Genomic DNA, 26,424 nt, shown 5'->3' with positions numbered 1-26,424 from the left:
ATCCGCAACACTGTGAAAGTTTAGTGACATGAGCAAAACACCGGTCTGGAAAAGCATCGCGCTGAGCCTGACCTCGGACATCGCCGAGGGGCGTTACAACACCGGAGATCGCCTGCCGACTGAGGCGCAACTGGCGGCGCAGCATGGGGTTAACCGGCACACGGTACGGCGCGCGCTGGCGGATATGGCGGAACAGGGGTTGGTGCATCCAAGGCGCGGCGCGGGTGTGTTTGTGGCCGCGCGCCCGACAGATTATCCGATTGGTAAGCGGGTCAGATACCACAAGAGCATCTCGGCCAGTGGCAAGATACCGGGTAAGACGATCCTCTCGCTGACCACACGTTTGGCGGATGACGCCGAGGCCGAGGCGTTGGAACTGGCCCCGGGCGACCAGGTGCATGTTTATGACGGGTTGTCGCTGGCTGATGGTCAACCCATCGGTCTGTTCCAGAGCATCTTTCCGGCGGATCGCCTGCCTGACATCCTGGCAGCGCTGCAAGACACGCAATCAGTGACCAAAGCGCTGCAACGCTGTGGAGTCTCGGATTACACCCGCGTTTCGACCCGCCTGACCGCGCGGGCAGCAACAGCGACCCAAGCCCTGCATCTGCAACTTCCCGAAGGGGCGCCGGTGCTGTTTTCCACCGGAGTAAACGCTGATCTGTCAGGCGTACCGGTCGAGTACGGCCGCACCGTTTTTGCCGGAGAGCGAGTCACGCTGACACTGAACGACGATTAGGCGGCGAAGGCCTTCCGTCTGTCTTCGGTCTCCTTGCGGAGGACTCATCCCGTTGGGCGTAAAGTGATCGACGTGGCCGATGCTCCTGCGGGTGCGGGAGGATTCCCTCGCGCAGGCTTGCACTGTTTACTCGTACTTTTCCAGAAAGGCTTCGGCGTTCAACGCCCGGAAGTCCGGCAATGCAGTTCGCAGACGCTGGTTGTCCCAGTCCCACCAGGCTAAAGCCAGCATCCGCTCAGTCACATCTTCGGAAAACCGGCGGCGGATCGGTTTGGCTGTCACCCCGCCGACAATGGTGTAGGGGTCGACATCCTTGGTCACCACAGCGCCCGAAGCCACTACCGCGCCGTGGCCAATCATCACTTCGGGTTTGATGATTGCCGCATGGCCGATCCATGTGTCGTGTCCGATCACGGCCTTGCGACTGGCTCGATAAGCGAACCAGTCCTGATCGTCTTCGGCATCGTCCCAGTAGTCAGCCGACCGGTACAGGAAATGGTGCTGAGACGCCTTTTCCATCGGATGATCCGTTGCCCCGATCCGCGTGAAACTGGCGATATTGGCAAATTTTCCTATCTCGGCATTGGCGATATCGCAGGTTCGGTCGCAATAGGAATAATCCCCCCAGACCGAATTCGCGACCCGGCTGCCTGCACCGATCTCAACATATTCGCCAAAGCTGCTGTTCGTGATCTGGCAATCGGGATGAATAAACGGCTGATCCGGGCACAAGCGTGGCATTGTCTTTCGTCCTTACGGCTGCAGCTTTGCTTTCGCGCCGCGCGGTTTGCGTTTTTTATCCTTCTCACCCTGGATCAAGCGCCGACGCAACCAACCCGAGAACCAGTCCATCAGCATGACCATCAAAATGATCAGGACGATGTAATAGGCCACCTCTTCCCAGTCCTTTTGGGTAATGATCGCCTGCGTCAGCAGCAGACCAATACCGCCGCCCGTTATTGCACCGATCACGGTGGCGCTGCGGGTGTTGGATTCAAGGAAATAGAGTAATTGGCTCAGCAGCACCGGCGTCACCTGCGGGATCACGCCAAACCGATAACGTTGCGGTGCGTTGGCCCCGGTGGATTGCACGCCCTCGATCTGCTTGTTGTCCACGTTCTCCAGCGCTTCCGAGAAGATCTTGCCGAAGGTGCCCGCGTCAGTCACCAGAATGGCCAGTGCGCCGGTCAGCGGGCCGGGACCAAAGGCGCGGGCCAGAACCACGGTCCAGATCAGGGCATCCACGCCGCGAACAAAGTCGAACACCCGGCGGGTCGCAAAGCGCACGGTTTTCACCGGGTTGAAGTTACGCGTCGCCATAAACGCCAGTGGCAGGGCGACCATAGCCGCGCCGAGGGTACCCAGAAACGCCATCAGGATGGTCTCAAAAATGGCCCAGGCCACATCCTGATGCCGCCACATCTTGTTGGTCCAGAAATCGTTCAGGATCGCACCGGCCTCACCGTTCATGGCCCGTCCGGCCAGTTCGGGGAAGGGCTTGCCGTAATACGGACTGTCGAGCGTGAACCAGAACAGTTCCCACCCGGTGAAATAGCGGAACACCTCGGACCGGTTGCGGGTCACGGTAAGGCGCCCCGCATCGGAGAAAACGGTCAAACGGTTTTTGGACACGCTGATCCACTCTGGCACGTCGCCAGCGGGCAGTTCCGCCTGCACCCCGGCCGAACGGGTCGGTGTCGCCCGGATGGTGCCATAACCTGGAATGTCATATTCCACCGTTTCAGGACCAAAGCGCACAACATGACCGTCTTCCAGATCAATCACCGTGGTCTCACCCAGCGTGACCCAATCGGGGGCCTGACCTTCGGGGTAAGCGCCCTTGCGCTCGCCCTCGATGGCCGCGGACACTTCGCCCGAGCGGTTGTCCCGCTCGATATGGGTTTTGTAGCTGTAGCTGTCCGAAACCAGCGTCTTGCCGTTTTTCCAGTTCGCCTGCGCGGCCAGACCCGGCACGTCGAAGGCAAAGAACACATAGACTAGATAGGCCAGAACCAGCGCAGGCAGGCCAAAGTTCACCAGCCGTTTGCGATTGAAAATACGATCCGCCTCGGCCTTGAGCTCATCAACGGTCAGGTTGGTTGCGAAGGTGCTCATGCCGTGGCTCCTTTTTCCGACCCGTGGGCCAGACGGTCGCGCAGATATCCGGATATTTGATCCACAACGACGATTGTGACGAACAGAAGGATGAAAATGGCGGCGGCTTCGTCATAGCGCCCCTGCCCCCAAGACATTGCATTGCGCAGCTCATACCCAAGACCACCTGCGCCGACGAAGCCAAGGATGGCCGAGGCGCGGATGTTGATCTCGAACCGCAGCAGGGCATAGCTGACATAGTTCGGACCGACCTGCGGGATCACGCCCAGATACATGCGCTGCGACCAGTTTGCGCCCACCGATTGCAGCCCCTCGACCGGTTTGAGCGAGGCGTTTTCGTTCACTTCTGAAAACAGTTTGCCCAGCGCGCCGGCGGTGTGAATGGCGATGGCGATCATCGCGGGCACTGGACCGCCACCCAAAACAAAGATCAGAACCAGCGCGATGACAATCTCGGGCACGGCCCGGAAAATGTCTGAGATACGCCGGAACAGAGGGATTAGCGCAGGCCAGAGCGCCATCCCACGCGTCGCCATAAGCGCCAGGAACGTGCCCACGATGGTGCCGATCAGAGTCGCCGCCGCCGCTATGTTCAGCGTCTCGACCAGCGCCGGAAAGAACTCAACCAAATTGGTGGGCATCTCGGCGATCTTTTCCCAAGCCTCGGACAGAACCTCGGCTGGATAATCCAGAATCCGGTGCCAGCCGTCGATAAAACTGCCCGCGTTACGATCGTCAGCCGTGCGAAAACCCGCAGCCATCATGGCTACGAACACGATCAGGAGGATACCACCATAGACCCGTTTGCGCCGCGCCATCGCGGTGTATTCGTCGCGGATCTGATCAACGGTCGAGGACCCAGCAGTCAGGTCTGTCATGGAATGCTCCTGAGTGGAAAAACGGGGCCCGGTTTTCCACCGGACCCCGATCATAGGATATGCAGGCTTAGTTGGACTTCAGCTTGCGTGCTTCGATGATGACTTCGTAGGCGTCATGAGTGATCGGATCAAAGCTTTTGGCTTCGCCCGCGGCCACGCCGTAGAAGCAATCCTGGTCTTTCTCGCTCAGCGTGTCCCACAGCTCGGTCACTTTGGCTTTGACGTCGTCAGGCAGAGCCTTGCGGACCACAACCGGACCTTCCGGGATCGGCTTGGACTTCCAGATTTCAACCATGTCGTTCATGTCGACCAGACCGGCATCCACAGCGCGGCGCAGCGCGCCCGACTGGTAACCGTCTTCCCATTCACCCAGGCCGTCAGCCCAGGTTACGCCGCCATCAACGTCGCCGTTGTTGACCGCAACGATGGTCTGCTCGTGACCGCCGGTGAACTTCACTTCACCAAAATAGTCGCCCGAGTCCATGGTCGCGCCGGTAGCCGCCGGGATTTCAATCGACGGGATCAGGTAGCCCGAGGTCGAGTTCGGGTCACCAAAACCAAAGGTCTTGCCCTTCATGTCTTCCAGCGAGGTGATGCCGCTGTCCTTGCGGGCAAAACCAACCGAGTAATAGCCGTATCCGCCATCGGTGTTGACCTTGACCAGAACCGGCTCAACGGCTTCGGGGTCAGACAGATAGGTTTTTGCATAGCCCGACGCGCCCAGCCAGGCCACGTCGATTGTGCCGCCCAGTAGGCCCTGGATCACACCGTTATAGTCGGCAGGTGCGAACAGTTTGGCCGGAACGCCCAGCGCTTCTTCGGTATAGACGCGCAGGCATTCGTTGTTGTTCAGGCGGTCCTGAGCGTTCTCACCGCCCAGAATGCCGATACGGAGTTCGCTGATTTCTTGGGCCATGGCAGGTGCGGCCAGTGCAGTGGTCGCCGCCAGGGCAGCAATCAGTTTTTTCATCTGTCTTTCTCCAGGTTGATGTGCCGGCCTTTCATCGGGCCGGTCGATGAAAGGGGGTCGGTGGCTCAGATAGTGGCTTCAGCTTCCATCAGGGCCTTCTGGGTGGCATCCAGAGTTTCGATCTCGGTCGAGGTCGCCTCTTCCGAGAAGCTGGCATCGGCGCCATAGATTTCGCGGGCAACGCCGGTGGTCAGTTGTTCGGGCAACCCGTCGAAAACAATGCGCCCGTCGCGCATACCGACCACGCGGTCACAATAGCGGCGGGCGGTGTCTAGCGTGTGCAGATTGGCGATGACGGTGCGGCCGTCCTCTTCGTGGATGCGGCGCAGCGCCTGCATTACCACCTGCGCGTTCATCGGGTCCAGCGAGGCGATGGGTTCGTCTGCCAGAATGATTCTGGGGTCCTGCATAAGGGCGCGTGCAATAGCGACGCGCTGCTGCTGACCGCCCGATAGGGCCTCGGCGCGCTTGGGGGCGTGCTCTGCAATACCCAAACGGTCCAAAATGTCGATGGCACGGTGAATCTCGTCCATCGGGAACAGATTGAACATGGTCGCCAGCGTCGAGTGACGGTTTAGCGTGCCGTGCAGCACGTTCGAGACCACATCCATACGCGGGACCAGATTGAACTGTTGGAAGATCATCGCGCATTCGGCCTGCCAGGCACGCTTTTCGCGACCTTTCAACTGGGTGACGTCACGGCCTTCGAACAGGATCTGACCGTCGCTGGAATCCGTCAGGCGGTTGATCATCCGCAACAGGGTGGACTTCCCGGCACCAGACCGACCGATGATGCCAATCATGCAGGGCTTGTCGACATCCAGCGTCGCCGCATCCACGGCGATATTGTCGCCGAAGCGTTTGGTCAGTTTCTCGATACGCAGCACGTGCCACCCCCAATTCTTGTTGGCGGTCAGCTACAGAGGTCATTCAACGGCTATGTGTCAGTGTGGTGAAAGTTTTGTAACGGCACGCAAGTTACGGGGGCTACCCATTGCGGCGCGGCACAGGTATACGCGGGCCGACTCTTCAGCTGACACGAGGCCGCCATGAGCTTTGACCGCACTATCAAGATCGCCCCTTCGATCCTGTCCGCCGATTTCGCAAATTTCGGACAAGAGATTCAGGCCATCGAGGCACAGGGCGCCGATTGGGTCCATGTCGACGTGATGGACGGCCATTTCGTCCCGAACCTGACCTTCGGCCCACCCGCGGTAAAAGCGTTCCGTCCGCATGTGAAAACCGTGATGGATGTGCATCTGATGATCACGCCCGTCGATCCCTATATTCAGGCCTATGCGGACGCCGGCGCCGATATCCTGACCGCGCATATCGAGGCCGGACCCCACACCCACCGCACTCTGCAGGCCATCCGTGCCGCCGGCATGAAAGCCGGTGTCGCCCTCAACCCCGGCACCCCGGCCGAGGCGGTCGAGCATCTTTTGGACTTGACCGATCTGGTTTGCGTCATGACCGTTAACCCCGGTTTTGGCGGCCAGAAATTCATCGACATGACCGACAAAGTGCGCAAACTGCGTCAGATGATTGGCGACCGCCCTGTCCATATCGAAATCGACGGCGGCGTTGATCCACAGACCGCGCCTCTGGTTGCAGCAGCCGGTGCCGATGTTCTGGTCGCAGGATCAGCCGTTTTCAAAGGCGGATCGGTGTCCAACCCCGACGTCTACGGCGAAAACATCAAAGCCGTCCGCGCTGCAGCGGAATCGGCTCTGACCTAAAAGTCTGGCGTTGTCGTTCACAAGACGGCAACGTTCCTGTCTGCGTCACGCACGTTTGGCGCAGAGGTCAGAACGAAATCTTGAAACTCAGCGAACCAACAACCTGCCCTTCCAGTTGTTGGTTGAACTCCTCGCTCAGATACGTTGCGCCGTAAAACAACGTCCCGTGTTTAGCCTCCCAATTCAGGCCGAGGCGCGCGCGATACCGTTCCCGCTTTAGACTGACCGAACCCGAGTTCGGAATATATGCGCTGTCCGCAACATAGGCAGCATCAAAACCAACAACTCCGCTAACACCCTTGGGGCCAGAGCGCATGGTCCGATACCGTTGCCCCGTGATCTTGTCCCGTATCAACAGTTCAGAGCGGCCGACTTGACCAAAAGTAACGTCGACACCAACGCGCGCCAAAGTTTCATCACCGGCCCTTAAAGAGGCAAACGGCCGTACGCGCGTGCTACGCCCCAAATTCCATTCGCGGCCGATTTCCGCAACTGCGGTCGGGTAGAAGTCATTCGATATCTGGTCATCCAGAATCGCCTGTGAAGGAGGTGTACTGCCAATAAGCTTGTGAAACTCGGTCTGTAGTTTGTCGACACCAGTCTGCGGCCCAACTGCAACCAGTTCGGCACCAACAGTGAATTCAGCGCCTCGCTTTTGAAAATGCGTATAGGCCCCCAGCGACAGGATGCCAGCATACCGCCTGTCGGTTGGGCTGGGTGAAACGAGGTCCTCGGGCGAAATCATCTGTGTGTAGGCCCGGATTTCGATCACATCCCCAAACGCTTCGGGCAATTCCCCGTTCCACCCTCGTGCCAAAACCCAGGACAGATTCAAGGAGGACGTTTGCCAGCGATCCTGATCGTCGCCGAGTAGATCGTCAGAGAACATCCAGCCAAACCCAACCAGCTCTCGCTTTTCAGGCTTTGTGGCAACCGGTGTGGTCGATGCGGATTGTGCGTATAGAAGCTGAGGAATACAGAGCAGAACAAGAGCCAGAAAAATCTTCATTATTAGCTCCTTACCCTTCCCAGCACCGATCGCTTTTCGGTGACCGTAGAAAGCGGAAACACTTGCGACAAGAACTGCATGGCACCTCGGAAGAACCCGATACTGAAAAGCAACAGCTTGAAGACGCTCAATTATTGGGGGGATGAATTGGCAGAGATAACTTGGTGCAGCAGATCTGGTTCTTTACGGGATCTGTACTCGGGCAGCCTGCAAAAAGCGCGAGACTTCAAGCCCCAGACAGGCTTCTATCGAAATCGCCAGATCCGGTTGTTTCCGAAGTTCGGCGTTCAGATTCGGCATTTCCCAATTTATGACACGTGACGGTCCCAGCGCCGTCACTGTCACTGGCGCTGTAAAATCCTGATCCCCGCTCAGAAACGCCGTGCCGCCGAGGAACCGCCCCTCGCCCAGCGTGTCCACGCGGTTTCCGTTCATTTCCACGGCAAATTCACCATCTACGATCAGCGAAAGGCACGGAACTGGCTCCCCCTGCGCCAACAGCTTTGTCCCGGATGGAACGGTTTTCCAGACACCCGTTTTAAGAAGGCTATACGCGTCACGTTCACTGAAATTGCGCAGGGCAATTTCGTACAGATGCCGTTCGGTATCGGTAAAAGGCACCGGGCGGCGTTCCAGCAACAGACGTATGATCCAAAAGATGTTGATCCCCGTGAAAAACAGGTTCCACCCGATCGGCGCCCATAGCGGCGTGCTTTGCAAATAATAGTAGGGCAGAAGGAAAAACGCCCCGATTACCGTCAGCACCCGTAGCCAGAAAATGTCTCGGACCGAATAGGAGATAAGGTAAAAGACATTCGCCGCGTTCACCAACAGGTCCAAACCCACCATACCGTGCCTCGTCTGCTATGCCTGCCCAAAAGTGCAGCGCGTTACTAAAGGAGCATGGTGAGTTTAGCCGTGCATTAAGCCGGCATGGAAGATTTCTGTGCCGTTCCCGAACCGTTGTCAAAAACCCGGAAAAGGCAAAGGTCTACTTGGCTGACAGACGACGCTGAGGCGCGTCCGTGTTGGTATGCCCCGAGTAGCAGGCTGTCAGCTTGACCATCTTCTTTGGTTGCGATCCGCCCGCACCGCATTGGAAACCGTCATCACCAAGGATCGCTGCCTGCATATCATCCAGATCTTTGCTGTGCAGGATGCGTGTGCCGTATTGTACGAACTGAAGTCCAAACATGGTGTTCCCCATCTTCTGACCCCTTGGCGTATCGACCCGCGAATGGTGCGGGCTCTTGATGCGTTCAAGCGGATATGATTGCAACATGAAGCTAAACGGCGCGGTTCAGACGCAGCGCTATTGCCTCGAGGCTTAGATGGGGTCGCTTCTTTACCGAATGATGAAGACAGGATTAATCCGGTGGATCGCACCTTTAAAAACGGCGCTCCGAGGGACGCCCTTTCATTGGGGGGGCGCTCGGGCAAGTTACTTGGTGACTTTCGAGGCGACGCCGAAAGCGCGGCCGCCTTCACGGATGGCCAAGCGCATTTCCAACCCAGCCCATATTCAGCGAGCTCTAGTCCACTTCAGGCTAATTCCTCACCAGCCACGGGTCTTCGACCTTCATGCCTTGATACAGCGCATGCAGGAAAAGGTGAGCGATCACAGGGTCACTAGAAAAAGGCGAGAACTGCAGTTTTCCCTCTCGGACATCGCCTTCAGCTTCGTAGACAACCTCGTCGCCCTTGATGGTTACGCGCACTTCAAGCTGCGAAAGCGTTTCTGGATCGACGGCGGTTGGGTCGTCAGACAGGATTACAAAATCCGCGACCTTTCCAACTTCGATAGAGCCTTTTTCATCTTCCTCGAAATGCTGCCAGGCGGGCCATATCGTCATGGCCTTTAAGGCGGTCATCACATCGACCCTTTGATGCGGTCCCAGAATGTCGCCCGATCGGGTGCGACGGGTGACCGTGGCCGCAAGTACGCGCATGCTGTCGGGAAAAGCCACCGGGGCGTCGTGATGCGTCCCAAACATCATGTCTCTCTCACGTAGCCACCCTGTTGGCGAGATGTTCTCTGCGTTGACAGGTCCAACGGTATGGTCACGGTGCCAATCCCCCCAATAGAACGTATGCATTGGGAACAGCGATGGGAAAACGCCAAGGCGTTTAAAGCTCGCGACCTGATCTTCCCGTAGAAACTGGCCGTGTATCAGCACCGGGCGGTTTCCCGGGTCCCCGTACTTCATCTGAGCCTCTTCGAGCGCGGCAATCAGCATGTCTGATGCCCCTTCTCCATTCGAGTGCACGAGGATCTGGAAACCGTTTTCGTAACACCAATTCACAGCATCTTGGAGTTGCTCCATCGTGATGGCTGCATATCCTGTATACCCCGCAGGATAGTTCCCCACGGGATCAAAATAGGGTCGATCCCTCAACGCCGTGAACCCCTGTGGCGAGCCGTCGACTGTCAACTTACACCCCCCGACACGAACCCTGTCGTCATAGTTGACTGAGGTGTTGGCCCCGATAAAGTCCCTGGACTCTAGCACGTCCGGGAACGCGACCACGTCGATGGGAAGCCCCTCTTCAGCGGCAACCTTCCTGAGAACCTGTACAATTTCACCCGAAGAACGGCCTTCTTGTCCGGTCGTATATCCAAACTTTGCCCAGAGATCGGTTCCGGCGCGTGCAAAGGCGGCCAAACCCTCCTCACCCAAATTCCCCAACATGGGCACGAGAACCGCAAAGAACGCGTACTCTTCCAGAACTCCGTTTGGCTCGCCAGCTTCATCGCGTTGGATCACCCCGCCCGGAGGTGCTTCGGATGCCGCAGTGATTCCCGCCAATTCCAAGGCTTTCGAGTTTGCGACACCCAAATGCCCAGACTGATGAATGATGACGACAGGAAAGTCCTTTGACACCATATCCAGCTCTTGCCGCGTTGGGTGGCGCAGTTCCTTTAACTGAGCGTTGTCGTAGCCGAAGCCGATGATCATTTTGACCTGTTCAACGGCCTGCGCATTCTCTGCGGTCCAGCCAGTCAACGTGGACTGCAGACTGGCAATATCAATGACCTCCCCATCTGGTGGCGCAAGGAGGTTGGCGGACAGCGCCTGCAAGCCGCCCATGACCACATGCCCGTGACTGTCGACGAAACCCGGTAGCATCGCGCGCCCGTCCAAATTATAAGTTTCTGTTTCGTCACCCTGATGGGCAGACAGATCAGACAGCGCCCCCACTGCAAGAATGCGCCCGTCTTTGACTGCGACGGCTTCGGCGGACGGGGCAGTATCGTCCATCGTGACAATTGGCCCTCCCAAATAGATCCGATCTGCAATCTGTTGTGAGGACGCTGAGGTGGCTGAAAACGCAAAGGCTGCAACAAGGCAAATTGAACGTGCCGGAAAGTGCATCTTAGAACCTCTTTCGAATTGCAATGTATCAATACGAAACAGGTTAGCATCAGTGTTGGTGTATTCGAAAATGAAAAAGGCCGCCCCGAGGGACGGCCTTCTTTAGTTGAACCGAGTTTCTTGCAGCAGATTTTCCTTTGGAAAATCGCCTGCCGCAACCAGGCGCGACAAGCGCGCCTTACTCGATGATTTTCGACACCACGCCGGCGCCGACGGTGCGGCCGCCTTCGCGGATCGCGAAGCGCAGACCGTTTTCCATCGCGATCGGTGCGATCAGCTCAACGCCGAACGACACGTTGTCGCCGGGCATGACCATCTCGGTGCCTTCGGCCAGGGTCACGGTGCCGGTCACGTCAGTCGTACGGAAGTAGAACTGCGGACGGTAGTTCGCGAAGAACGGAGTGTGACGGCCGCCTTCTTCCTTGGTCAGGATGTAGGCTTCGGCTTCGAACTTGGTGTGCGGTGTAACCGAACCCGGCTTACACAGAACCTGGCCACGCTCAACGCCTTCACGGTCAACACCACGCAGCAGGGCGCCGATGTTGTCGCCTGCTTCACCGCGGTCCAGCAGCTTGCGGAACATTTCAACGCCGGTGCAGGTGGTTTTCGAAGTGTCGCGGATGCCGACGATTTCGATTTCGTCACCAACGTTGATCACGCCACGCTCAACACGGCCGGTCACAACGGTACCACGACCCGAGATCGAGAACACGTCTTCGATCGGCATCAGGAACGGCTGGTCAACAGCACGCTCAGGGGTGTCGATGTATTCATCAACAGCCGCCATCAGTTCCTTGATTTTCTCTTCGCCGATTTCCGGGTTGTTGCCTTCCATCGCGGCCAGAGCCGAACCTGCGATGATCGGAATATCGTCGCCGGGGTATTCGTAGCTGGACAGCAGTTCGCGAACTTCCATCTCAACCAGTTCCAGCAGCTCTTCGTCGTCAACCTGGTCAACTTTGTTCAGGAACACGACCATCTTCGGGATGCCAACCTGGCGGCCCAGAAGGATGTGCTCGCGGGTCTGCGGCATCGGGCCGTCAGCTGCGTTCACAACCAGGATCGCGCCGTCCATCTGCGCAGCACCGGTGATCATGTTCTTGACGTAGTCGGCGTGGCCGGGGCAGTCAACGTGCGCGTAGTGGCGGTTCTCGGTCTCGTATTCCACGTGGGCGGTCGAGATGGTGATGCCGCGCGCTTTCTCTTCCGGCGCACCGTCAATCTGGTCATACGCTTTGAAGTCACCAAAATACTTGGTGATCGCTGCGGTCAGCGTCGTTTTACCATGGTCAACGTGGCCAATCGTGCCGATGTTGACGTGCGGTTTTGTACGCTCAAACTTTTCCTTTGCCATTCCTCAGGCGCCCTTTTGCGATTTGGGGGACCCTTGGTCCCGTGGTTACATCTGCGCGCGCGAGATATTTGGTTCAAAGGGGAAAATCAAGCACATCCTGCGTTAAAACCCGTTTATGATGCCGGATTTTGCGTGACGACGTCGGAATCCAGCGGTTGGATCAGGTCTGGGCGCCGATCGAACCATCCGTTCTCGTCATGTTCTTCGGCCAACCACTCTTCGACCCGGTCGGCGACCTTCAGGGCAAGACCACTCATTTGCTCCTCTTTGGTGCGCTCATGACCCGATCCTTTCAGGGCACTGCCCCCGGTCGTATCTTCCAGCACCTGGAACTGCTTACCCTTGGCAAGGAACTCTTTCTTGTTCACGTCGTAAACATTGACCAGAACAATTGCCGTGCTTTTGGGGTTATAGATGACCGGAATGCCCGGAGGGGCCAGCATATAGCCTTCGAGGCTGATGCCGATGTCATATTCCTGCGCGCCCTCATAGCGGCCCAGTCTAATATCGACCGCATTCTGGATAGCGGACGTCCATTCGTCCGGAGTGGCGTCCCGCGACACTGGTCCCTGAACAGCCTTGTCAGCAAAGGCGTAGTTCACGCGCATTTTGAACTCGCCCAGCGACTCAGGTTCTTCGTAAACCTGCGTCTGTGTACAAGCGCCCATCAGGGCCAGTCCGGTGATCAGGGTCAAAATGCGCAGCATGTCTCTCGTCTCGATAGGCCTGTTTTGCTTTGATCTAGCGCACCGATACGGCCTGTGCCAAGCAGTATCGGCAGAATTCCACCCGCGAACGCAGCCTGTTCACGAGAATTTATAGTCGCGCGGGAAGCCGTAAGGCGGTTTTTTCCCGACACTGGCGCGTTTGGCCAGCCACTGGGACAAATCGGCCTCGTGCCTGGTTTTGTCACCACCCATGGACCATTTCAGGCCCTCTTCCCAATTAAAGGTCGTCAGGTCAGACAGGCCGCCATCCAGCTCCAACGTGCCCTGACGCCCGCGCGCCATGTTGTACTTTTGCAGACGTACGCCTTTGCCTCGGGTCATCTCGGGCAACTCCTCGGCCGGGAAAACCAGGAACTTGCCGTTCTGAGAAACAACAGCCACGTGGTCACCCGAAACCGGCTTACAAATCATCGCGGTCTCGTCGCCCTTGACATTCAGAACCTGTTTCCCGTTGCGGGTCTGGGCCAACACCTCATCCTCGGGCACCATGAAGCCATTGCCCGCATCCGAGGCCACCAGCAGCTTGCGCCCCGGTTTGTGGATCAGGATGTCGATAATCTGCGCCTCGTTCGGCAGATCAACCATTAGGCGCAACGGCTCGCCCATACCCCGCCCACCGGGCAGGTTGGCGGCACTGATCGTATAGAACCGGCCGTTCGAGGCAAAGACCAGCAGTCGGTCGGTGGTTTCCGCATGGAAGATGAACCGCGGGCCGTCGCCGTCTTTGAACTTGAGTTCACGCTTCAGGTCGATATGGCCGGTCATGGCGCGAATCCAGCCCATCTGAGAGCAAACAACAGTGATCGGTTCCTTGTCGATCATCGCCTCAAGCGGAACTTCTTCGACCTGCCCGGCCTCAGCGAACTGGGTCCGGCGTGCACCGCCTTCATAGTCTTTGCCAAAGGTTTTCTTGGTTTCTTTCAACTGCTCGGCGATCTTGGCCCATTGCAGGGCGGGATCGGCCAGCAGGTCTTCGAGATTGGCACGCTCTTCCATCAAGGCATCGCGTTCACGGACCAGTTCCATCTCTTCGAGACGACGCAAGGAGCGCAGGCGCATGTTGAGGATTGCATCGACCTGCACCTCGGACAGCTCGCCCTCACCCGGTTTGGGCGAGACATAATCGGCCTCGCTGGTCGCGCGAACGTGGTCGATGCCCCAATCCTCGCGCATCAGCGCGGCTTTGGGATCGTCGTCATAGCGGATGATGTCGATCACACGGTCAAGGTTCAGGAAGGCGACGATAAAGCCCTCCAGTACCTCCAGCCGGTGGTCGATCTTAGCCATGCGGTGGCGTGAGCGACGCAGCAGCACTTCTTGCCGGTGATCAAGGAAAGCGCGCAGCACTTCCTTCATCGAGCAGACCTTGGGCGTCACGCCGTCGATCAGCACGTTCATGTTCAGGCTGAACCGAACCTCAAGGTCCGAGTTGCGATAAAGCATCCCCATCAGCACCTCAGGGTCCACGTTCTTAGAGCGCGGCTCGAGGATCAGGCGGATGTCATCAGCGGATTCATCACGAACATCGGCCAGGATCGGTATCTTTTTGGTCTGGATCAGTTCCGCGATCTTTTCGATCAGCTTGGATTTCTGAACCTGATAGGGAATCTCGGTGACCACGATTTGCCACTGACCGCGACCCAGATCCTCGACCTCAAACTTACAGCGCAGACGGAAAGACCCACGCCCTGTGCGATACGCTTGCGCGATGTTCTCGGGCGGCTCGACGATGACGCCACCGGTAGGGAAGTCCGGGCCCGGCACGTAGTTCAGCAGAGTGTCGTCACGTGCATCCGGTGTCTTGATCAGATGCAAACAAGCATCACAAAGCTCGGAAATATTATGCGGCGGAATATTCGTCGCCATCCCCACCGCAATACCGCTGGAGCCATTGGCCAGCAGATTTGGGAACTGCGCCGGCAGCACGACCGGCTCGGATAGGGTGCCATCATAGTTGTCGCGGAAATCAACGGCGTCTTCGTTTAGCCCCTCAAGCAGCGCCTCGGCGACGATGGTCATCCGCGCCTCAGTGTATCGCGAGGCCGCCGGGTTATCACCGTCGATGTTGCCAAAGTTTCCCTGACCGTCGACCAGCGGGTAGCGCACGTTGAAGTCCTGCGCCAGGCGCGCCATTGCGTCGTAAATCGCAGCGTCGCCGTGCGGGTGATAGTTACCCATTACGTCGCCAGAAATCTTCGCGGACTTACGGAACCCACCCGTCGCACTGAGTCGCAGCTCGCGCATCGCATAGAGGATTCGCCGGTGAACCGGCTTCAGACCATCCCGTGCGTCCGGCAGGGCCCGGTGCATGATGGTGGACAGCGCATAGGTCAGATAGCGTTCGCCAATCGCGCGGCGCAGCGGTTCGGCTACCTCGCCCCCGTTCTCGGGGGCCTCCATGTTGGGGTCGTCGATCGTATCGTTCATATATGATGTGATACGACGCAAGCGCGTCTTGGTAAAGCAAGCAACGCTTATTTTGCTGGGGACAAGTGGCGCTTTTTGCAACAGGGGGAGGCAACCCCCGGATTTCCCCCGTTTTTCGACTCAGGGCTCGAAATATGATATTCTCAACACATTAGACTGCTGCCTATTTGTTGTTTCTTACGATTACCGGGGGATGCGCCATGACGCGCCTTATTGTTATGACTTTCGCCGCACTTGGTTGGTGCTTCTATGTAATGAGCGGTGGGCCTGATTTCGAGCCGCGCGGCCTGCGCGCGGATCAACCTGTTCGTGTCGCCTCTGCCCCGAACTTAGCAGTTGCCCCTGCCCGGGCTGAAGAGCTTGTGACCAATGTAGCAGCCCGCGTTCCGACCGTTCGCACTCAGCCGGAAACGGTGGTGGACGAGGTGGTTGAGTTTGTGGCCGATGATGCCACGCTCGAATCGTTCTCGTCCCTGACGGTGTTCGACGACCAAAGCGCCAACATCACGCTGGCCTCACTTGAAGACGGCGTGGTCGGCCTGACCCAAGTCACGAATGAAGTGCAGAGCGATGTGGTGGAAACACCAGCCACCCCCGAGCCGGAAAAGGACATGCGCGAAATCTCAGGCACCCGCGTAAACATGCGCGACGGACCGGGCACGATCTATCCGATCATTGGCAAAGCCACCATTGGCCAACAGGTCGAGGTGCTGAGTGAATCCGGCACCGGCTGGCTACGTCTGCGCGTGTTGCCCCAGCAACAGGTTGGATGGGTTTCTGCCTCGCTCGTGCGAAAAACCTCGAACTGACGTCCTGCTGTCATTGTCCTGACCCAAACCTCGCAATAGCTTAGACGCAGGTTCAAAGTCAGGAAGATCATGCAAAAGACCATTCTTATCACCGGCTGCTCATCTGGCATTGGTCTGGACGCGGCCCATGGGATGCGTGCACGTGGCTGGCGGGTGTTTGCATCCTGCCGCCAGCAGCGCGATTGTGACCGGTTGCGCGCGCAGGGGTTTGAAAGCCCCCGCATTGATTACACCGACGCAGACAGCATCACCTCGGGCGTGGCTGAGGTTTTGGAGGCCACAGGCGGCACGCTGGATGCACTGTTCAACAACGGCGCACATGGCCTGCCCGGCGCGGTCGAGGATCTTCCGACGGAGGGTTTGCGCGCGATTTTCGAATCCAACTTCTTTGGCTGGCACGAACTGACCCGGCAGATCATTCCTGTCATGCGGGCGCAGGGGCATGGGCGAATCGTTCAGAACTCTTCGGTGCTGGGACTGGTGGCTTTTCCCTGGCGCGGGGCCTATGTGGCGACGAAATACGCAGTCGAAGGTCTGACTGATACGCTGCGCCTTGAACTGGCTGATACCGACATAAAGGTCAGCCTGATCGAACCCGGTCCGATCACCTCGAAAATCCGCGAAAACTCGATCCCGTTTTTCGAACGTTTTATCAACTGGCAGAACTCGGCCCTGCGAGAGAGGTACGAGGCGTCCCTGTTGAAAAGATTGTACGAATCCTCGGGGCCAGACCGGTTCGAGCTTCCTGCCTCGGCGGTGACGGAAAAGCTGGCCCATGCGGTCGGGTCGAAACGCCCCCGGGCACGGTACTACGTGACAACCCCAACCTATATCGCCGGATACCTGCGCCGCATCCTGCCGACCCGCACCATCGACCGCATCCTCTCGGACGTCTGACGCAAAATTAACCGTTCGCTTTTTGGCCCTGTGGGTCTAGATGATAGGCCAACGAAACAAGAAACGCGGACGGTGCACCCATGGACCTTTTGATGGTCGTTTTGCTGTTGGCCATGGCGGCGGTGGTCGTCGTGTTGGCGATCGGCATCTCTAATTTCGGAAAAAGCGGCAAAAGCGCCGCGATGAAAAGCAACAGGATGATGCAGTTGCGTATCCTGTTTCAGTTCATTGCCGTGGTGCTGATCGTGCTCTACGTCTGGCTGCGTGGACAAGGAGCACAGTAAATGGTCGTTCTGAACAAGATTTACACCCGTACTGGTGATGACGGGAAAACGGCGCTTGGCAATGGTGAACGGGTTGCCAAATATTCGGGCCGCGTGGCCGCCTATGGTACCGTGGACGAGTTGAACGCCTTTGTCGGCGTGGCTCGCACCGAGGCAGAGGGCGAGGTCGACGCCGCCCTGTCGCGTATTCAGAACGACTTGTTCGATCTGGGTGCTGATTTCTGTCGCCCCGACATGGAAAAGGACGCCGAGGCCGACTATCCGCCCCTGCGCGTCGTCGCCTCGCAGATCGACCGGCTTGAGGCTGAAATAGACGTCATGAACGAATCGTTGGAACCGCTGCGCAGCTTCATCCTACCCGGTGGATCGCGTCTGGCGGCACACCTGCATGTCTGCAGGACTGTTTCGCGCCGTGCCGAACGGCTGGCTGTGGAACTGACCAACATGGAACCGGTGAACGAGGTCGCGGTGAAGTACCTCAACCGTCTGAGCGACTGGTTCTTTGTGGCCGCCCGCTGCGCCAATGAAAACGGCACAAAAGACGTGCTGTGGGTTCCCGGCGCAAACCGCTAAGTTTCGGGCCGTAACGTCAAAAAACACGAAACGCGACGTCCCAAGCCCATGACGTGACGATTTTGCTCTGTTGCAGGGCGAATTCAGACGTTATTCAAACGTCCGAGAGCATTGGTGGAGTCGCAACGCGGCTTACCGTTTTTTGTGAGGAGCAAGCGCAAAATGAAGGTACTCGTGCCTGTCAAACGCGTGATTGACTATAACGTTAAGGTTCGCGTTAAGGCGGACGGAAGCGGTGTCGATCTCGCCAATGTCAAAATGTCGATGAACCCGTTCGACGAGATTGCGGTGGAAGAAGCGATCCGCCTGAAAGAAGCAGGCAAGGCTGACGAAGTTGTCGCCGTTTCGATCGGCGTCAAGCAGGCGCAGGAAACCCTGCGCACCGCTCTGGCCATGGGCGCAGACCGCGCGATCCTGGTTGTTGCGGCGGATGACGTCCACACCGATATCGAGCCTCTAGCCGTCGCGAAAATCCTGGCCAAAGTGGTCGAGGAAGAGCAGCCGGGCATCGTTCTGGCGGGTAAGCAGGCGATCGACAACGACATGAACGCCACCGGCCAGATGCTGTCGGCCCTGCTGGGCTGGTCGCAAGGTACCTTCGCGTCCGAGCTGGACATCGAAGGCGACAGCGCCAAGATCACCCGTGAGGTTGACGGCGGCCTGCAAACCATCAGCGTCAAGATGCCAACCATCGTGACCGTTGACCTGCGCCTGAACGAGCCGCGCTATGCGTCGCTGCCGAACATCATGAAGGCAAAGAAAAAGCCGCTGGATGAGAAGACCGCCGCCGATTACGGCGTCGACGTCACTCCGCGTCTGGAAGTCGTCAAAACCGAAGAGCCGCCGGCACGTGCCGCCGGTATCGTCGTGGGCTCGGTCGACGAGCTGGTCGAGAAACTCAAAGAAGCGGGGGCTGTGTAATGGCTGTTCTTCTTCTCGCTGAAGTCAACAATGGTGAGCTGTCCATGGACGCCACCGCCAAGGCCGTCAACGCCGCGAAGGCGCTGGGTGACGTGACCGTTCTGGCCGCAGGTGGTTCTGCCGCTGCTGCCGGCGAGGCCGCTGCCAAGATCGACGGTGTGTCCAAGGTTCTGGTTGCCGAAGATGCCTCGCTGGGTCACCGCCTGGCGGAATCGACCGCAGCCCTGATCGTCTCGTTGGCCGATGGCTACGAGCATATTGTTGCACCCGCCACCACCGACGCCAAGAACGTCATGCCCCGCGTTGCGGCGCTGCTGGACGTGATGGTGATCTCGGATGCATCCGGCGTGGTTGACGGCTCGACCTTCGAGCGCCCGATCTATGCGGGCAACGCAATCCAGACCGTAAAGTCGAGCGACGCTAAGAAGGTTGTCACCCTGCGGACCGCCAGCTTTGACGCTGCGGGCGAAGGCGGCTCGGCCCCGGTTGAAACCGTTTCGGTTCCGGGCTCCGAAGGTCTGTCGTCGTGGGTCGAGGACAAGGTTGCCGAAAGCGACCGTCCGGAACTGACCTCGGCCGGCGTTGTTGTCTCGGGCGGCCGCGGTGTCGGCTCGGAAGAGGACTTCAAACTGATCGAAACCCTGGCCGACAAGCTGGGCGCCGCCGTTGGCGCGTCGCGCGCTGCGGTAGACTCGGGCTATGCTCCGAACGACTGGCAGGTGGGTCAGACCGGTAAGGTTGTTGCACCTGACCTGTATGTCGCTGTCGGCATCTCGGGCGCGATCCAGCACTTGGCTGGTATGAAGGACTCAAAGGTCATCGTTGCGATCAACAAAGACGAAGAAGCACCGATCTTCCAGGTCGCCGACTTCGGACTGGTCGCAGACCTGTTCCAGGCCGTACCGGAACTCACCGAGAAACTCGGCTGATCACAGAATCGGGCTTTTCCCTGAAAAGTCTTGGGAGGCCCGCCAACTGGCGGGCCTTTTTCAGTTCAGCTTCCTAATTGGACCAATCAACGCATCGGCGATGGTTTTGTGCGCGGCGGGGCCGATCATATGCTCAGCCATCGGCTGTTGCAGAGTACCGAACAGCATATCCTCAAGCTCGTCAGATTGACCGGACACATGCGCCGCGACCTCGATACAGGTGGCAGTGTGCGGGCGGACGACCTCCAGCATCTCGGCCGTAACTGAGACCGGCACCCTCTGACTGTCGTTGTCCTGCAAGACGTGAAGGCCCAGCAGAATGACCGGTGTGTCAAGCCTGCCCAGAAGATCGCGGATTTGTCGAACCCAGTTACGGCGTAGCTCTTCGGCCACAACCTCGAAGCGGGCGTCCTGATGTCCTCGCAGCAGGCGCATCAAGTGGCACACGAAGTGGACGTCGGCAAAATCGACCTCGGGGTAAAGATCGATCAAGTCCGGCGCTGGGGCCAGAACCCGGTCATTGCGCCGGGGGTGGACGCGATAGAAGTGATTCGACTGGCTCAGGACGCTGGGAGCCTGCAGAACGCATAGTTCTGCCCCGTTCAGTAGCGAGAACAACCCCGCATCACCGCACAGCGCATCAAGCCCGCAGAACAGGCTGCCCAGATTCAGGCACCTCCGATCCAGCCTGTCTTCGAGAATCGCTGCAAAGGGGCGTTCGACAAATCGGCCATAGGTCTCATCCCCGCCTGCGCAGACCATGTAGGCCGAATCCAGAGACCGTTCTGGCCCGCGGAACCAAAGACGCGATTCACCATATTGGCATACGTCATACCCGGCCACCGCCGAGCCTGTTTGATGATAGCTCATAACACTCACCCATTTTTCACCCGGTTGCCACCTTGCAGCCCCATGTCTTTAGAAAGTGCTAATGTGCGCATTTGAAGCAAATTGGATGGGTTCGATCCCCTTGCCGCCCCTACCGATCTGCCGCTACTGTCCCCTCAATCCCGAGACACAGAGGCGTCAAAAAATGGATGTAAAATCAGTCGGAGTGATCGGCGCGGGCCAAATGGGAAATGGTATCGCCCATGTCTTGGCGCTGGCGGACTATGACGTTCTGCTCACCGATGTGAACCAGGACGCTCTGAACGCTGCGGTGACGACGATCGAAGGCAACATGGCGCGCCAAGCCTCGCGCGGGAAAATCAGCGATGAGGCGATGCACGCCGCAATTGGGCGGATCAAGACTACGCTGCAGCTGCCAGAACTGGGCCAGACGGATCTGGTGATCGAGGCCGCCACCGAACGTGAGGCGATCAAGCAGGCCATATTCGAGGACCTGCAGCCGCATCTGCAGCCGCATACGATTCTGACTTCGAACACCTCCTCGATCTCGATCACGCGCCTAGCGAGTCGCACGGACCGGCCCGAAAAGTTCATGGGGTTCCACTTCATGAACCCAGTGCCGGTGATGCAACTTGTCGAACTGATCCGCGGCATTGCCACGGACGAAGAAACATTCGGCACATGCAAGGCCGTGGTGGATCGTCTGGGCAAGACCGCTGCCAGCGCGGAAGATTTCCCGGCATTCATCGTGAACCGCATCCTAATGCCGATGATCAACGAGGCAGTCTATACCCTGTATGAAGGTGTCGGTAACGTGCAGTCCATCGACCAGTCGATGAAGCTGGGTGCGAACCATCCGATGGGGCCGCTGGAACTGGCTGATTTCATTGGCTTGGACACGTGTTTGGCCATCATGAACGTATTGCATGATGGGTTGGCCGACACCAAGTACCGCCCCTGCCCGCTGTTGACCAAGTATGTCGAGGCCGGGTGGTTGGGACGCAAGACCGAACGTGGATTTTATGATTACCGGGGCGAGGTTCCGGTTCCGACGCGTTAAGGCAAAGGGGGCCAGCCCCCTTCTCGCCCGAGATACTTCTGGCTAGATGAAGCGGCAGATCAGCGTTTGAGCGACTGTCCAAGCGACATCGTATGCTTTCTGAGCCATGCCATGAACCCGCGCGGGTCACGTTCCAACAACTGCATATCCTCATCCGAAATCGGCTCACCAATCACCGGGGATTGCGGCTTGTTGCAGGAGCGCACGATCTCATGCAGCAAAAGTCCCTGCCGCAGGATCGGAGACAGCTTGTTAGCGATCTGATAGGCGCGTGAGTTGCTGCCGGGGAAGAAGATCGGAACAACGCGGGCGCCGGAGCGGCGGATCATTTTCGCGGTGAACACGTTCCATTCCCGCTCTTGCGCCGGGCCGAACCAGTCATCCGAGGACATCACCACACCCGATGGGAACAGGGCCACAACGCCGCCGTCTTTCAGATGGTCCATCGCCTTGCCGCGCATTTCCAGCATCTTGGACTGCGCCTCGGGGTCATGCGGGAACGGCACCGGTATCATGAAAGAGGTGGCCGCTTCGTCCAGCCCTGTCAGAACCGAGCGGGTCAGGATGCGATAATCGCTGCGAACCCGACCGATCAGCTCGGCAAAGATCATGCCGTCGACCATGCCATGAGGGTGGTTCGCCACTACAACCACGGGGCCTTCTTTCGGGATGCGGGCAATCTGCTCTTCCGGCGTGGTCAGGTCGATACCCATGACCTCGAGCGCACCACCCCAGAACCGCTGGCCGCGATAGTATTCGTTCTTTTTCTCGAACTTGTTGACCATACGCAGAATGGTCAGCTTACCCGTGCACCATTCGATGGCGCGGATGGCTGTGGACGTCCAGGCATCATCAAACGAGTTGGCGTAGGTCAAGGTTCTACGGTCGTAGACTTCACCCTGATCCGCTGTCCCATCCACAATCGGGCCTGTCTTGGTCTCGTGCGTCGTTTCCGCCAATTCCTGGTCTTCCCGTTATTCGTATCGCGGCTGGTTTGGTCAGAACCCTTCCCCGAACTTGTCGTTCACCAGGGTCTCCAATGCATCAGCCAACGCCTCAGCATCCGGTCCGGACGTCTCGACGTCAATAGTCGTTCCGCGTGAGGCTGCCAACATCAAAAGGCCCATAATGCTGTCACCGGATGCAGAAAAACCATCCTTTGACACTTCGGCCTGCGCGTCAAAGCCCTCGACCACCTCAACCAGCTTGGCCGAAGCGCGGGCGTGCAAACCTTTTTCGTTAATGATTTTCAGGCTTCGATTGGTCATTCTTAGTCAATCCGGTCTTCTTGCAATGTCACATTTTGCGCATTGATGTATTTGCGTCCAGCCTCCATCGCCTGCCGCACGGCATCCGCGATGGGCAGGTGGCGGGTTTTAGCCAATTTAATCAACATAGGCAGATTTGCACCGTAAAGGATACGGCGATCCTGCGGCGCGCAGGCCCGCAAGCTCAGATTCGACGGGCTGCCGCCGAACAAGTCAGTCACGACAACCACGCCGTCCCCGGCATCGACACTGTCTGCCGCGGCGCAAATCTCTGCCTGCTTGGCCTCACGATCATGATCGGGCTCGATCGAAATCGCGACCAGACCGGGTTGTTTTCCAACCACATGCTGCATGGCGGCCAGGTATTCCTGCGCCAGTCCACCATGTGCTACGAGTACAATCCCGATCAATCCGGCCTCACATTCAACGATCGTCGTTCCATTTCGCGGTGCCTAATTGCCACTTGCTGCCCTTCCTCTGCAAGGGCCTTTGCAACCGCTTCTGCCATTGCCACCGATCTGTGTTGCCCTCCGGTACATCCGAAGGCCACGGATAGGTGCGCTTTGCCTTCAGCCCGGAAGGTTGGCAACAGAAGTTTCAGCAGATCAACCACCCGGTCGTAAAACGGCGCATAATTTGTATCCGTCTGAACATAGCGCGCCACATCCGGGTTTCGACCATCTTCAGCCCGCAGCTCGGGTCGCCAATAGGGATTGGCCAGAAACCGACAGTCGAACACCATGTCCAAGCCCCGCGGCAGACCGCGTTTATATGAGAAGGATTCGATGGCCACCGCCAGATGTCGTCCGCCCTGCGGGGCGAACCAACGCTCAACCTCTTCACGCAACTGATGAACGTTCAACGGGCTGGTATCGATCAGGATGTCAGCGATTTCGCGGATCGGGGCCAGCAATTCCTTTTCCTGTCGTACACCGGTTTCCGGGCTCGCATCGGTGGCCACAGGGTGCCGGCGACGGGTTTCCGAAAACCGCCGCAGCAACACATCGTCGCTGCAATCCAGATACAGCGTCGTCAGATCGACCTGCTCCATCCGCCGCAACTTGACGGCCAGTGCGATAAAACCGGTGGTCGAGAAATCACGGTTGCGCGCATCAATGCCCAATGCCATTGGTCTGTCGCTTTGCGGACCTTCCAGCAAGCGCATCAAAAGGCCCATCGGCAGGTTGTCGATGGCCTCAAAGCCCAGATCCTCAAGAACACGGATCGCCGTCGAACGGCCCGCGCCTGACGGGCCTGTCACCAGTACGATGCGTCGTTGTGTTGTCATGTACAGGGCCAATCCGGGTACACGCGCCCCATCTTCAACAATTGCATTAGTGCTGCGGCCAAATTTGGCACACCCGCCGCCCGAAGCAAGGGAACAGTTTGCCTCAGCACCACGGTTTTTACCGGCTCCGGCAAACGTGCCGGTTCGGTCTGATCAATGTCCACCACATAGCAGACCGGCACTGCCCCCACAGCCTGAGCGCGGAGCAAGCCGATGCCGCGCGCCTCAATCAATCCGCGCAGGTTTGGAGCAGCATCGGCCATGGCCTTTTCACCCTCCATTCGCAGCTCTATCCGATCATCGCCGACCAACCCTGCCCCAAGCGCCATCATCTGCAAGGCCAGCGCTGATTTCCCCGCCCCCGATCGCCCTAGGATCAGCGCGCCGCGCCCTTCAACGGCAACGCATGTGGCGTGAAGTATGGCGTTGTCTTGTTGTTGGATGTCCAATAAGGGCTGGTCGTTCATGTGTTTACACGGGTAGGCCCACGACAAAACGCGCGCCTTGCGGATCCGATGTGATGTCCGCCTCGGTCGGGCGGATATTCTCGGCCCAGATCACACCACCATGCGCTTCGACAATCTGTTTCGAAATTGCCAAACCAAGACCCGAGTTATTGCCGAAATGTTCGGCCGGGCGCTGCGAGTAGAACCGTTTGAAGATTTTGGTCAGCGCCTGCTCCGGTATGCCGGGACCTGTGTCTTCGACCACGACCAAAACCCGGTTTTCGCGCCGCCGCACCCAGACCCGGATGGCATCGCTTTCCTCGCAGAAAGAGATGGCGTTGGTGATCAGGTTGACGAAAACCTGCGCCAGACGCGCCTCGAGCCCGTTGATCGTGATCGATTGAGACGGCAAATCGGTGATATAGTCGATGCCTTTCGAGCGAGCATCTTCGCCCAAAAACTGGCTGATGTTGCCCAACAGTTTGAGCAGATCGAAGGGCTGTTCCTCTTCTTTAACCAGTTCGGCATCCAGACGGGACGCGTTCGAGATATCGCTGACCAAACGATCCAGGCGCCGCACATCATGCTCGATCACGCCCAACAGCTTTTCGCGCTGATCCTCGCGTTTGACCATGCGCAGGGTGCCCACCGCCGACTGCAGACTGGCCAGCGGGTTCTTGATCTCATGCGCCACATCCGCGGCGAACTGTTCGTTGGCGTCGATGCGGCTGTAGAGCGCCGTCACCATCCCGCGCAGCGCCCGACTGAGGCGTCCGATCTCATCCGGGCGGGCGGTGAGATCCGGGATGCGGATACGGCCCGGATTGACCCCTGCCCCTCGGTCCTTGCCCATTTCGGCAGCGGCGGCCAGATCGGCCAGCGGGTTGGCAATGGTCGAAGCCAGCACAAGACTAAGCCCGATCGACACCAGCAGCGCCACGACAAACATCTGAAGAATGCGTTCCTGTTCACGTCGGGCCAGCGCGTCGATTTCACCGGCAGGGCCGGCCATGGCCACGGCACCGACCGGCTCGCCATCCAGCAAGATCGGCGCTGCTCCTACGATAACGGTTTGTCCAACGTCATCCTGCACCGCCTGCACCTGCATCTGCCCCTGCAGCGCCTGCGGAATGATTTCTTGCACCCTTTGGGCAAGTGTCGGTGCGTCAGTGCTGGCACCACCCGCAAAAACCCGCGACAAGCCGGTCCAAACTGCATTCAACGCGTCGCTGATCAGTGTGCTGCCAGTCGGAACATCAGAATCAGACCTCAAAAGAACAGGCATCTGCGACGTCGCCGAGGCCCCACGCGTCCAGCCGATCAGAGTACCGCCACCATCATAGACAAAGACCTCACCCCCGTCAGGAAGGCTAAGGCCCGCAAGCGTGCCCTTCACATCCAGCGCCGCCGTCTCCGCCGGGCCTGCGGCTTGGTTCTGACGTAGCTGGGCCTCGAACACGTTGCTAACCAGTTGCGCGTCGCCAATCAGGTTGCGCGCGGTCTGCTGGACCTGTTCTTCCCGGGAATCGTCGAGATACAGCAAACCGGTGACAAGGATCACCAGCGCGATCAGGTTGAAAGTGATGATCTTCCGCGCCAGCGGCGACCCACGCAACGAAAACAGGTTGCGGCGGCGGCGCGAAGCGCGCAGCTCGGCCGACTCCGGGTCTTGCGGGATGACCCAGTCATCCCCAAGAACGACGTCACCGTCCCGTACTTCGATGGCTTGTTCCGTATCGCGCACCAGATCCGGTCACCCTTTTACAG

At 58.4% G+C, this 26,424-nt stretch carries 28 protein-coding genes; 9 read left to right on the top strand and 19 right to left on the bottom strand.

Features of this window, described 5'->3' with window-relative positions; all coding sequences use genetic code 11:
* The first annotated feature begins 28 nt into the window (after nucleotides 1-28).
* Nucleotides 29-739, top strand: a complete 711-nt coding sequence (gene phnF / locus ACXAGD_RS03105) for a phosphonate metabolism transcriptional regulator PhnF (RefSeq protein WP_475208422.1) — start codon at nucleotides 29-31, stop codon at nucleotides 737-739.
* A gap of 126 nt (nucleotides 740-865) precedes the next feature.
* On the opposite strand, the gene ACXAGD_RS03100 is transcribed toward phnF, so the two are convergent.
* From ACXAGD_RS03100 to phnC, 5 genes are all read right to left on the bottom strand, one after another.
* Nucleotides 866-1,480: an LbetaH domain-containing protein gene (locus ACXAGD_RS03100; protein WP_475208420.1), complete on the bottom strand. Its 615-nt coding sequence runs from the start codon at nucleotides 1,478-1,480 to the stop codon at nucleotides 866-868.
* A 12-nt stretch (nucleotides 1,481-1,492) separates the two neighbouring features.
* Nucleotides 1,493-2,854, bottom strand: coding sequence for a phosphonate ABC transporter, permease protein PhnE (gene phnE, locus ACXAGD_RS03095; RefSeq protein ID WP_475208418.1), 1,362 nt, complete (start codon nucleotides 2,852-2,854; stop codon nucleotides 1,493-1,495).
* Nucleotides 2,851-3,732 carry a phosphonate ABC transporter, permease protein PhnE gene (phnE, locus tag ACXAGD_RS03090; RefSeq protein WP_475208417.1) on the bottom strand — a complete coding sequence of 294 codons (882 nt, stop codon included), beginning with the start codon at nucleotides 3,730-3,732 and terminating at the stop codon, nucleotides 2,851-2,853. Before phnE (ACXAGD_RS03090) ends, phnE (ACXAGD_RS03095) begins: the two co-directional genes overlap by 4 nt.
* A gap of 67 nt (nucleotides 3,733-3,799) precedes the next feature.
* Complete coding sequence (phnD, locus tag ACXAGD_RS03085; RefSeq protein ID WP_475208415.1) at nucleotides 3,800-4,702, bottom strand: phosphonate ABC transporter substrate-binding protein; 903 nt, start codon at nucleotides 4,700-4,702, stop codon at nucleotides 3,800-3,802.
* Nucleotides 4,703-4,767: 65 nt separating this feature from the next.
* Complete coding sequence (gene phnC / locus ACXAGD_RS03080) at nucleotides 4,768-5,589, bottom strand: phosphonate ABC transporter ATP-binding protein (protein WP_475208412.1); 822 nt, start codon at nucleotides 5,587-5,589, stop codon at nucleotides 4,768-4,770.
* A 162-nt stretch (nucleotides 5,590-5,751) separates the two neighbouring features.
* Here phnC and rpe point away from each other — a divergent pair, with 162 nt between their 5' ends.
* The gene (gene rpe, locus ACXAGD_RS03075) at nucleotides 5,752-6,441 is read left to right on the top strand and encodes a ribulose-phosphate 3-epimerase (protein WP_475208410.1); all 690 of its coding nucleotides are present in this window, start codon (nucleotides 5,752-5,754) and stop codon (nucleotides 6,439-6,441) included.
* Between the two features lie 67 nt (nucleotides 6,442-6,508).
* Here rpe and ACXAGD_RS03070 read toward each other — a convergent pair whose 3' ends face one another.
* The 7 genes from ACXAGD_RS03070 to ACXAGD_RS03040 form a co-directional block, all read right to left on the bottom strand.
* Nucleotides 6,509-7,450, bottom strand: a complete 942-nt coding sequence (locus ACXAGD_RS03070; RefSeq protein WP_475208408.1) for a lipid A-modifier LpxR family protein — start codon at nucleotides 7,448-7,450, stop codon at nucleotides 6,509-6,511.
* Nucleotides 7,451-7,633: 183 nt separating this feature from the next.
* A complete protein-coding gene (locus ACXAGD_RS03065) occupies nucleotides 7,634-8,299 on the bottom strand; it encodes a Crp/Fnr family transcriptional regulator (RefSeq protein ID WP_475208407.1) in 666 nt (221 codons plus the stop codon).
* A 142-nt stretch (nucleotides 8,300-8,441) separates the two neighbouring features.
* On the bottom strand, nucleotides 8,442-8,645 hold the full coding sequence (locus ACXAGD_RS03060) for a hypothetical protein (protein ID WP_475208405.1): 204 nt from the start codon (nucleotides 8,643-8,645) through the stop codon (nucleotides 8,442-8,444).
* Between the two features lie 352 nt (nucleotides 8,646-8,997).
* Nucleotides 8,998-10,710, bottom strand: coding sequence for an amidohydrolase (locus ACXAGD_RS03055; protein WP_475208404.1), 1,713 nt, complete (start codon nucleotides 10,708-10,710; stop codon nucleotides 8,998-9,000).
* Nucleotides 10,711-11,002: 292 nt separating this feature from the next.
* The gene (gene tuf / locus ACXAGD_RS03050) at nucleotides 11,003-12,178 is read right to left on the bottom strand and encodes an elongation factor Tu (RefSeq protein ID WP_475208403.1); all 1,176 of its coding nucleotides are present in this window, start codon (nucleotides 12,176-12,178) and stop codon (nucleotides 11,003-11,005) included.
* A 113-nt stretch (nucleotides 12,179-12,291) separates the two neighbouring features.
* Nucleotides 12,292-12,885: a hypothetical protein gene (locus ACXAGD_RS03045; protein ID WP_475208401.1), complete on the bottom strand. Its 594-nt coding sequence runs from the start codon at nucleotides 12,883-12,885 to the stop codon at nucleotides 12,292-12,294.
* A gap of 99 nt (nucleotides 12,886-12,984) precedes the next feature.
* Nucleotides 12,985-15,333 (bottom strand): DNA topoisomerase IV subunit A, encoded by a 2,349-nt coding sequence (locus ACXAGD_RS03040; protein WP_475208400.1) that lies wholly within the window; start codon nucleotides 15,331-15,333, stop codon nucleotides 12,985-12,987.
* Between the two features lie 200 nt (nucleotides 15,334-15,533).
* Between ACXAGD_RS03040 and ACXAGD_RS03035 the strand changes: the two genes are divergently transcribed.
* The 6 genes from ACXAGD_RS03035 (at nucleotide 15,534) to ACXAGD_RS03010 (ending at nucleotide 19,746) form a co-directional block, all read left to right on the top strand.
* Nucleotides 15,534-16,142: an SH3 domain-containing protein gene (locus ACXAGD_RS03035; protein ID WP_475208399.1), complete on the top strand. Its 609-nt coding sequence runs from the start codon at nucleotides 15,534-15,536 to the stop codon at nucleotides 16,140-16,142.
* A 69-nt stretch (nucleotides 16,143-16,211) separates the two neighbouring features.
* Nucleotides 16,212-17,039 (top strand): SDR family NAD(P)-dependent oxidoreductase, encoded by an 828-nt coding sequence (locus ACXAGD_RS03030; RefSeq protein ID WP_475208398.1) that lies wholly within the window; start codon nucleotides 16,212-16,214, stop codon nucleotides 17,037-17,039.
* 80 nt (nucleotides 17,040-17,119) lie between these two features.
* On the top strand, nucleotides 17,120-17,323 hold the full coding sequence (locus ACXAGD_RS03025; protein WP_170448106.1) for a twin transmembrane helix small protein: 204 nt from the start codon (nucleotides 17,120-17,122) through the stop codon (nucleotides 17,321-17,323).
* On the top strand, nucleotides 17,324-17,896 hold the full coding sequence (locus tag ACXAGD_RS03020; RefSeq protein ID WP_475208397.1) for a cob(I)yrinic acid a,c-diamide adenosyltransferase: 573 nt from the start codon (nucleotides 17,324-17,326) through the stop codon (nucleotides 17,894-17,896).
* Nucleotides 17,897-18,058: 162 nt separating this feature from the next.
* On the top strand, nucleotides 18,059-18,817 hold the full coding sequence (locus tag ACXAGD_RS03015) for an electron transfer flavoprotein subunit beta/FixA family protein (protein ID WP_170493937.1): 759 nt from the start codon (nucleotides 18,059-18,061) through the stop codon (nucleotides 18,815-18,817).
* Nucleotides 18,817-19,746 (top strand): electron transfer flavoprotein subunit alpha/FixB family protein, encoded by a 930-nt coding sequence (locus tag ACXAGD_RS03010; protein ID WP_475208396.1) that lies wholly within the window; start codon nucleotides 18,817-18,819, stop codon nucleotides 19,744-19,746. Before ACXAGD_RS03015 ends, ACXAGD_RS03010 begins: the two co-directional genes overlap by 1 nt.
* Nucleotides 19,747-19,806: 60 nt before the next feature.
* On the opposite strand, the gene ACXAGD_RS03005 is transcribed toward ACXAGD_RS03010, so the two are convergent.
* Nucleotides 19,807-20,616, bottom strand: coding sequence for a DUF6473 family protein (locus tag ACXAGD_RS03005; RefSeq protein WP_475208395.1), 810 nt, complete (start codon nucleotides 20,614-20,616; stop codon nucleotides 19,807-19,809).
* Nucleotides 20,617-20,779: 163 nt separating this feature from the next.
* On the opposite strand from ACXAGD_RS03005, the gene ACXAGD_RS03000 reads away from it, so the two are divergent.
* Nucleotides 20,780-21,655 (top strand): 3-hydroxybutyryl-CoA dehydrogenase, encoded by an 876-nt coding sequence (locus ACXAGD_RS03000; RefSeq protein WP_475208394.1) that lies wholly within the window; start codon nucleotides 20,780-20,782, stop codon nucleotides 21,653-21,655.
* 59 nt (nucleotides 21,656-21,714) lie between these two features.
* Here ACXAGD_RS03000 and ACXAGD_RS02995 read toward each other — a convergent pair whose 3' ends face one another.
* The 6 genes from ACXAGD_RS02995 to ACXAGD_RS02970 are packed head-to-tail and all read right to left on the bottom strand — an operon-like array spanning nucleotide 21,715 to nucleotide 26,401.
* The gene (locus ACXAGD_RS02995) at nucleotides 21,715-22,614 is read right to left on the bottom strand and encodes a lysophospholipid acyltransferase family protein (RefSeq protein ID WP_475208391.1); all 900 of its coding nucleotides are present in this window, start codon (nucleotides 22,612-22,614) and stop codon (nucleotides 21,715-21,717) included.
* Nucleotides 22,615-22,653: 39 nt separating this feature from the next.
* Nucleotides 22,654-22,923, bottom strand: a complete 270-nt coding sequence (locus ACXAGD_RS02990) for an HPr family phosphocarrier protein (protein WP_170328297.1) — start codon at nucleotides 22,921-22,923, stop codon at nucleotides 22,654-22,656.
* A 2-nt stretch (nucleotides 22,924-22,925) separates the two neighbouring features.
* Nucleotides 22,926-23,333, bottom strand: coding sequence for a PTS sugar transporter subunit IIA (locus ACXAGD_RS02985; RefSeq protein WP_475208390.1), 408 nt, complete (start codon nucleotides 23,331-23,333; stop codon nucleotides 22,926-22,928).
* Nucleotides 23,330-24,211 carry an RNase adapter RapZ gene (gene rapZ, locus ACXAGD_RS02980; RefSeq protein ID WP_475208388.1) on the bottom strand — a complete coding sequence of 294 codons (882 nt, stop codon included), beginning with the start codon at nucleotides 24,209-24,211 and terminating at the stop codon, nucleotides 23,330-23,332. Before rapZ ends, ACXAGD_RS02985 begins: the two co-directional genes overlap by 4 nt.
* Nucleotides 24,208-24,678 (bottom strand): HPr kinase/phosphorylase, encoded by a 471-nt coding sequence (locus ACXAGD_RS02975; RefSeq protein WP_475208387.1) that lies wholly within the window; start codon nucleotides 24,676-24,678, stop codon nucleotides 24,208-24,210. The genes rapZ and ACXAGD_RS02975 overlap by 4 nt, the downstream gene beginning before the upstream one ends.
* Nucleotides 24,679-24,682: 4 nt before the next feature.
* Nucleotides 24,683-26,401 (bottom strand): sensor histidine kinase, encoded by a 1,719-nt coding sequence (locus tag ACXAGD_RS02970; RefSeq protein WP_475208386.1) that lies wholly within the window; start codon nucleotides 26,399-26,401, stop codon nucleotides 24,683-24,685.
* Between the last annotated feature and the right edge of the window lie 23 nt (nucleotides 26,402-26,424).

It is taken from the genome of Ruegeria sp. ABF4_144 (assembly GCF_056160045.1).
Note: the sequence above shows the minus strand (reverse complement) of the source record. Positions and strands in the feature narration are given on the sequence as shown.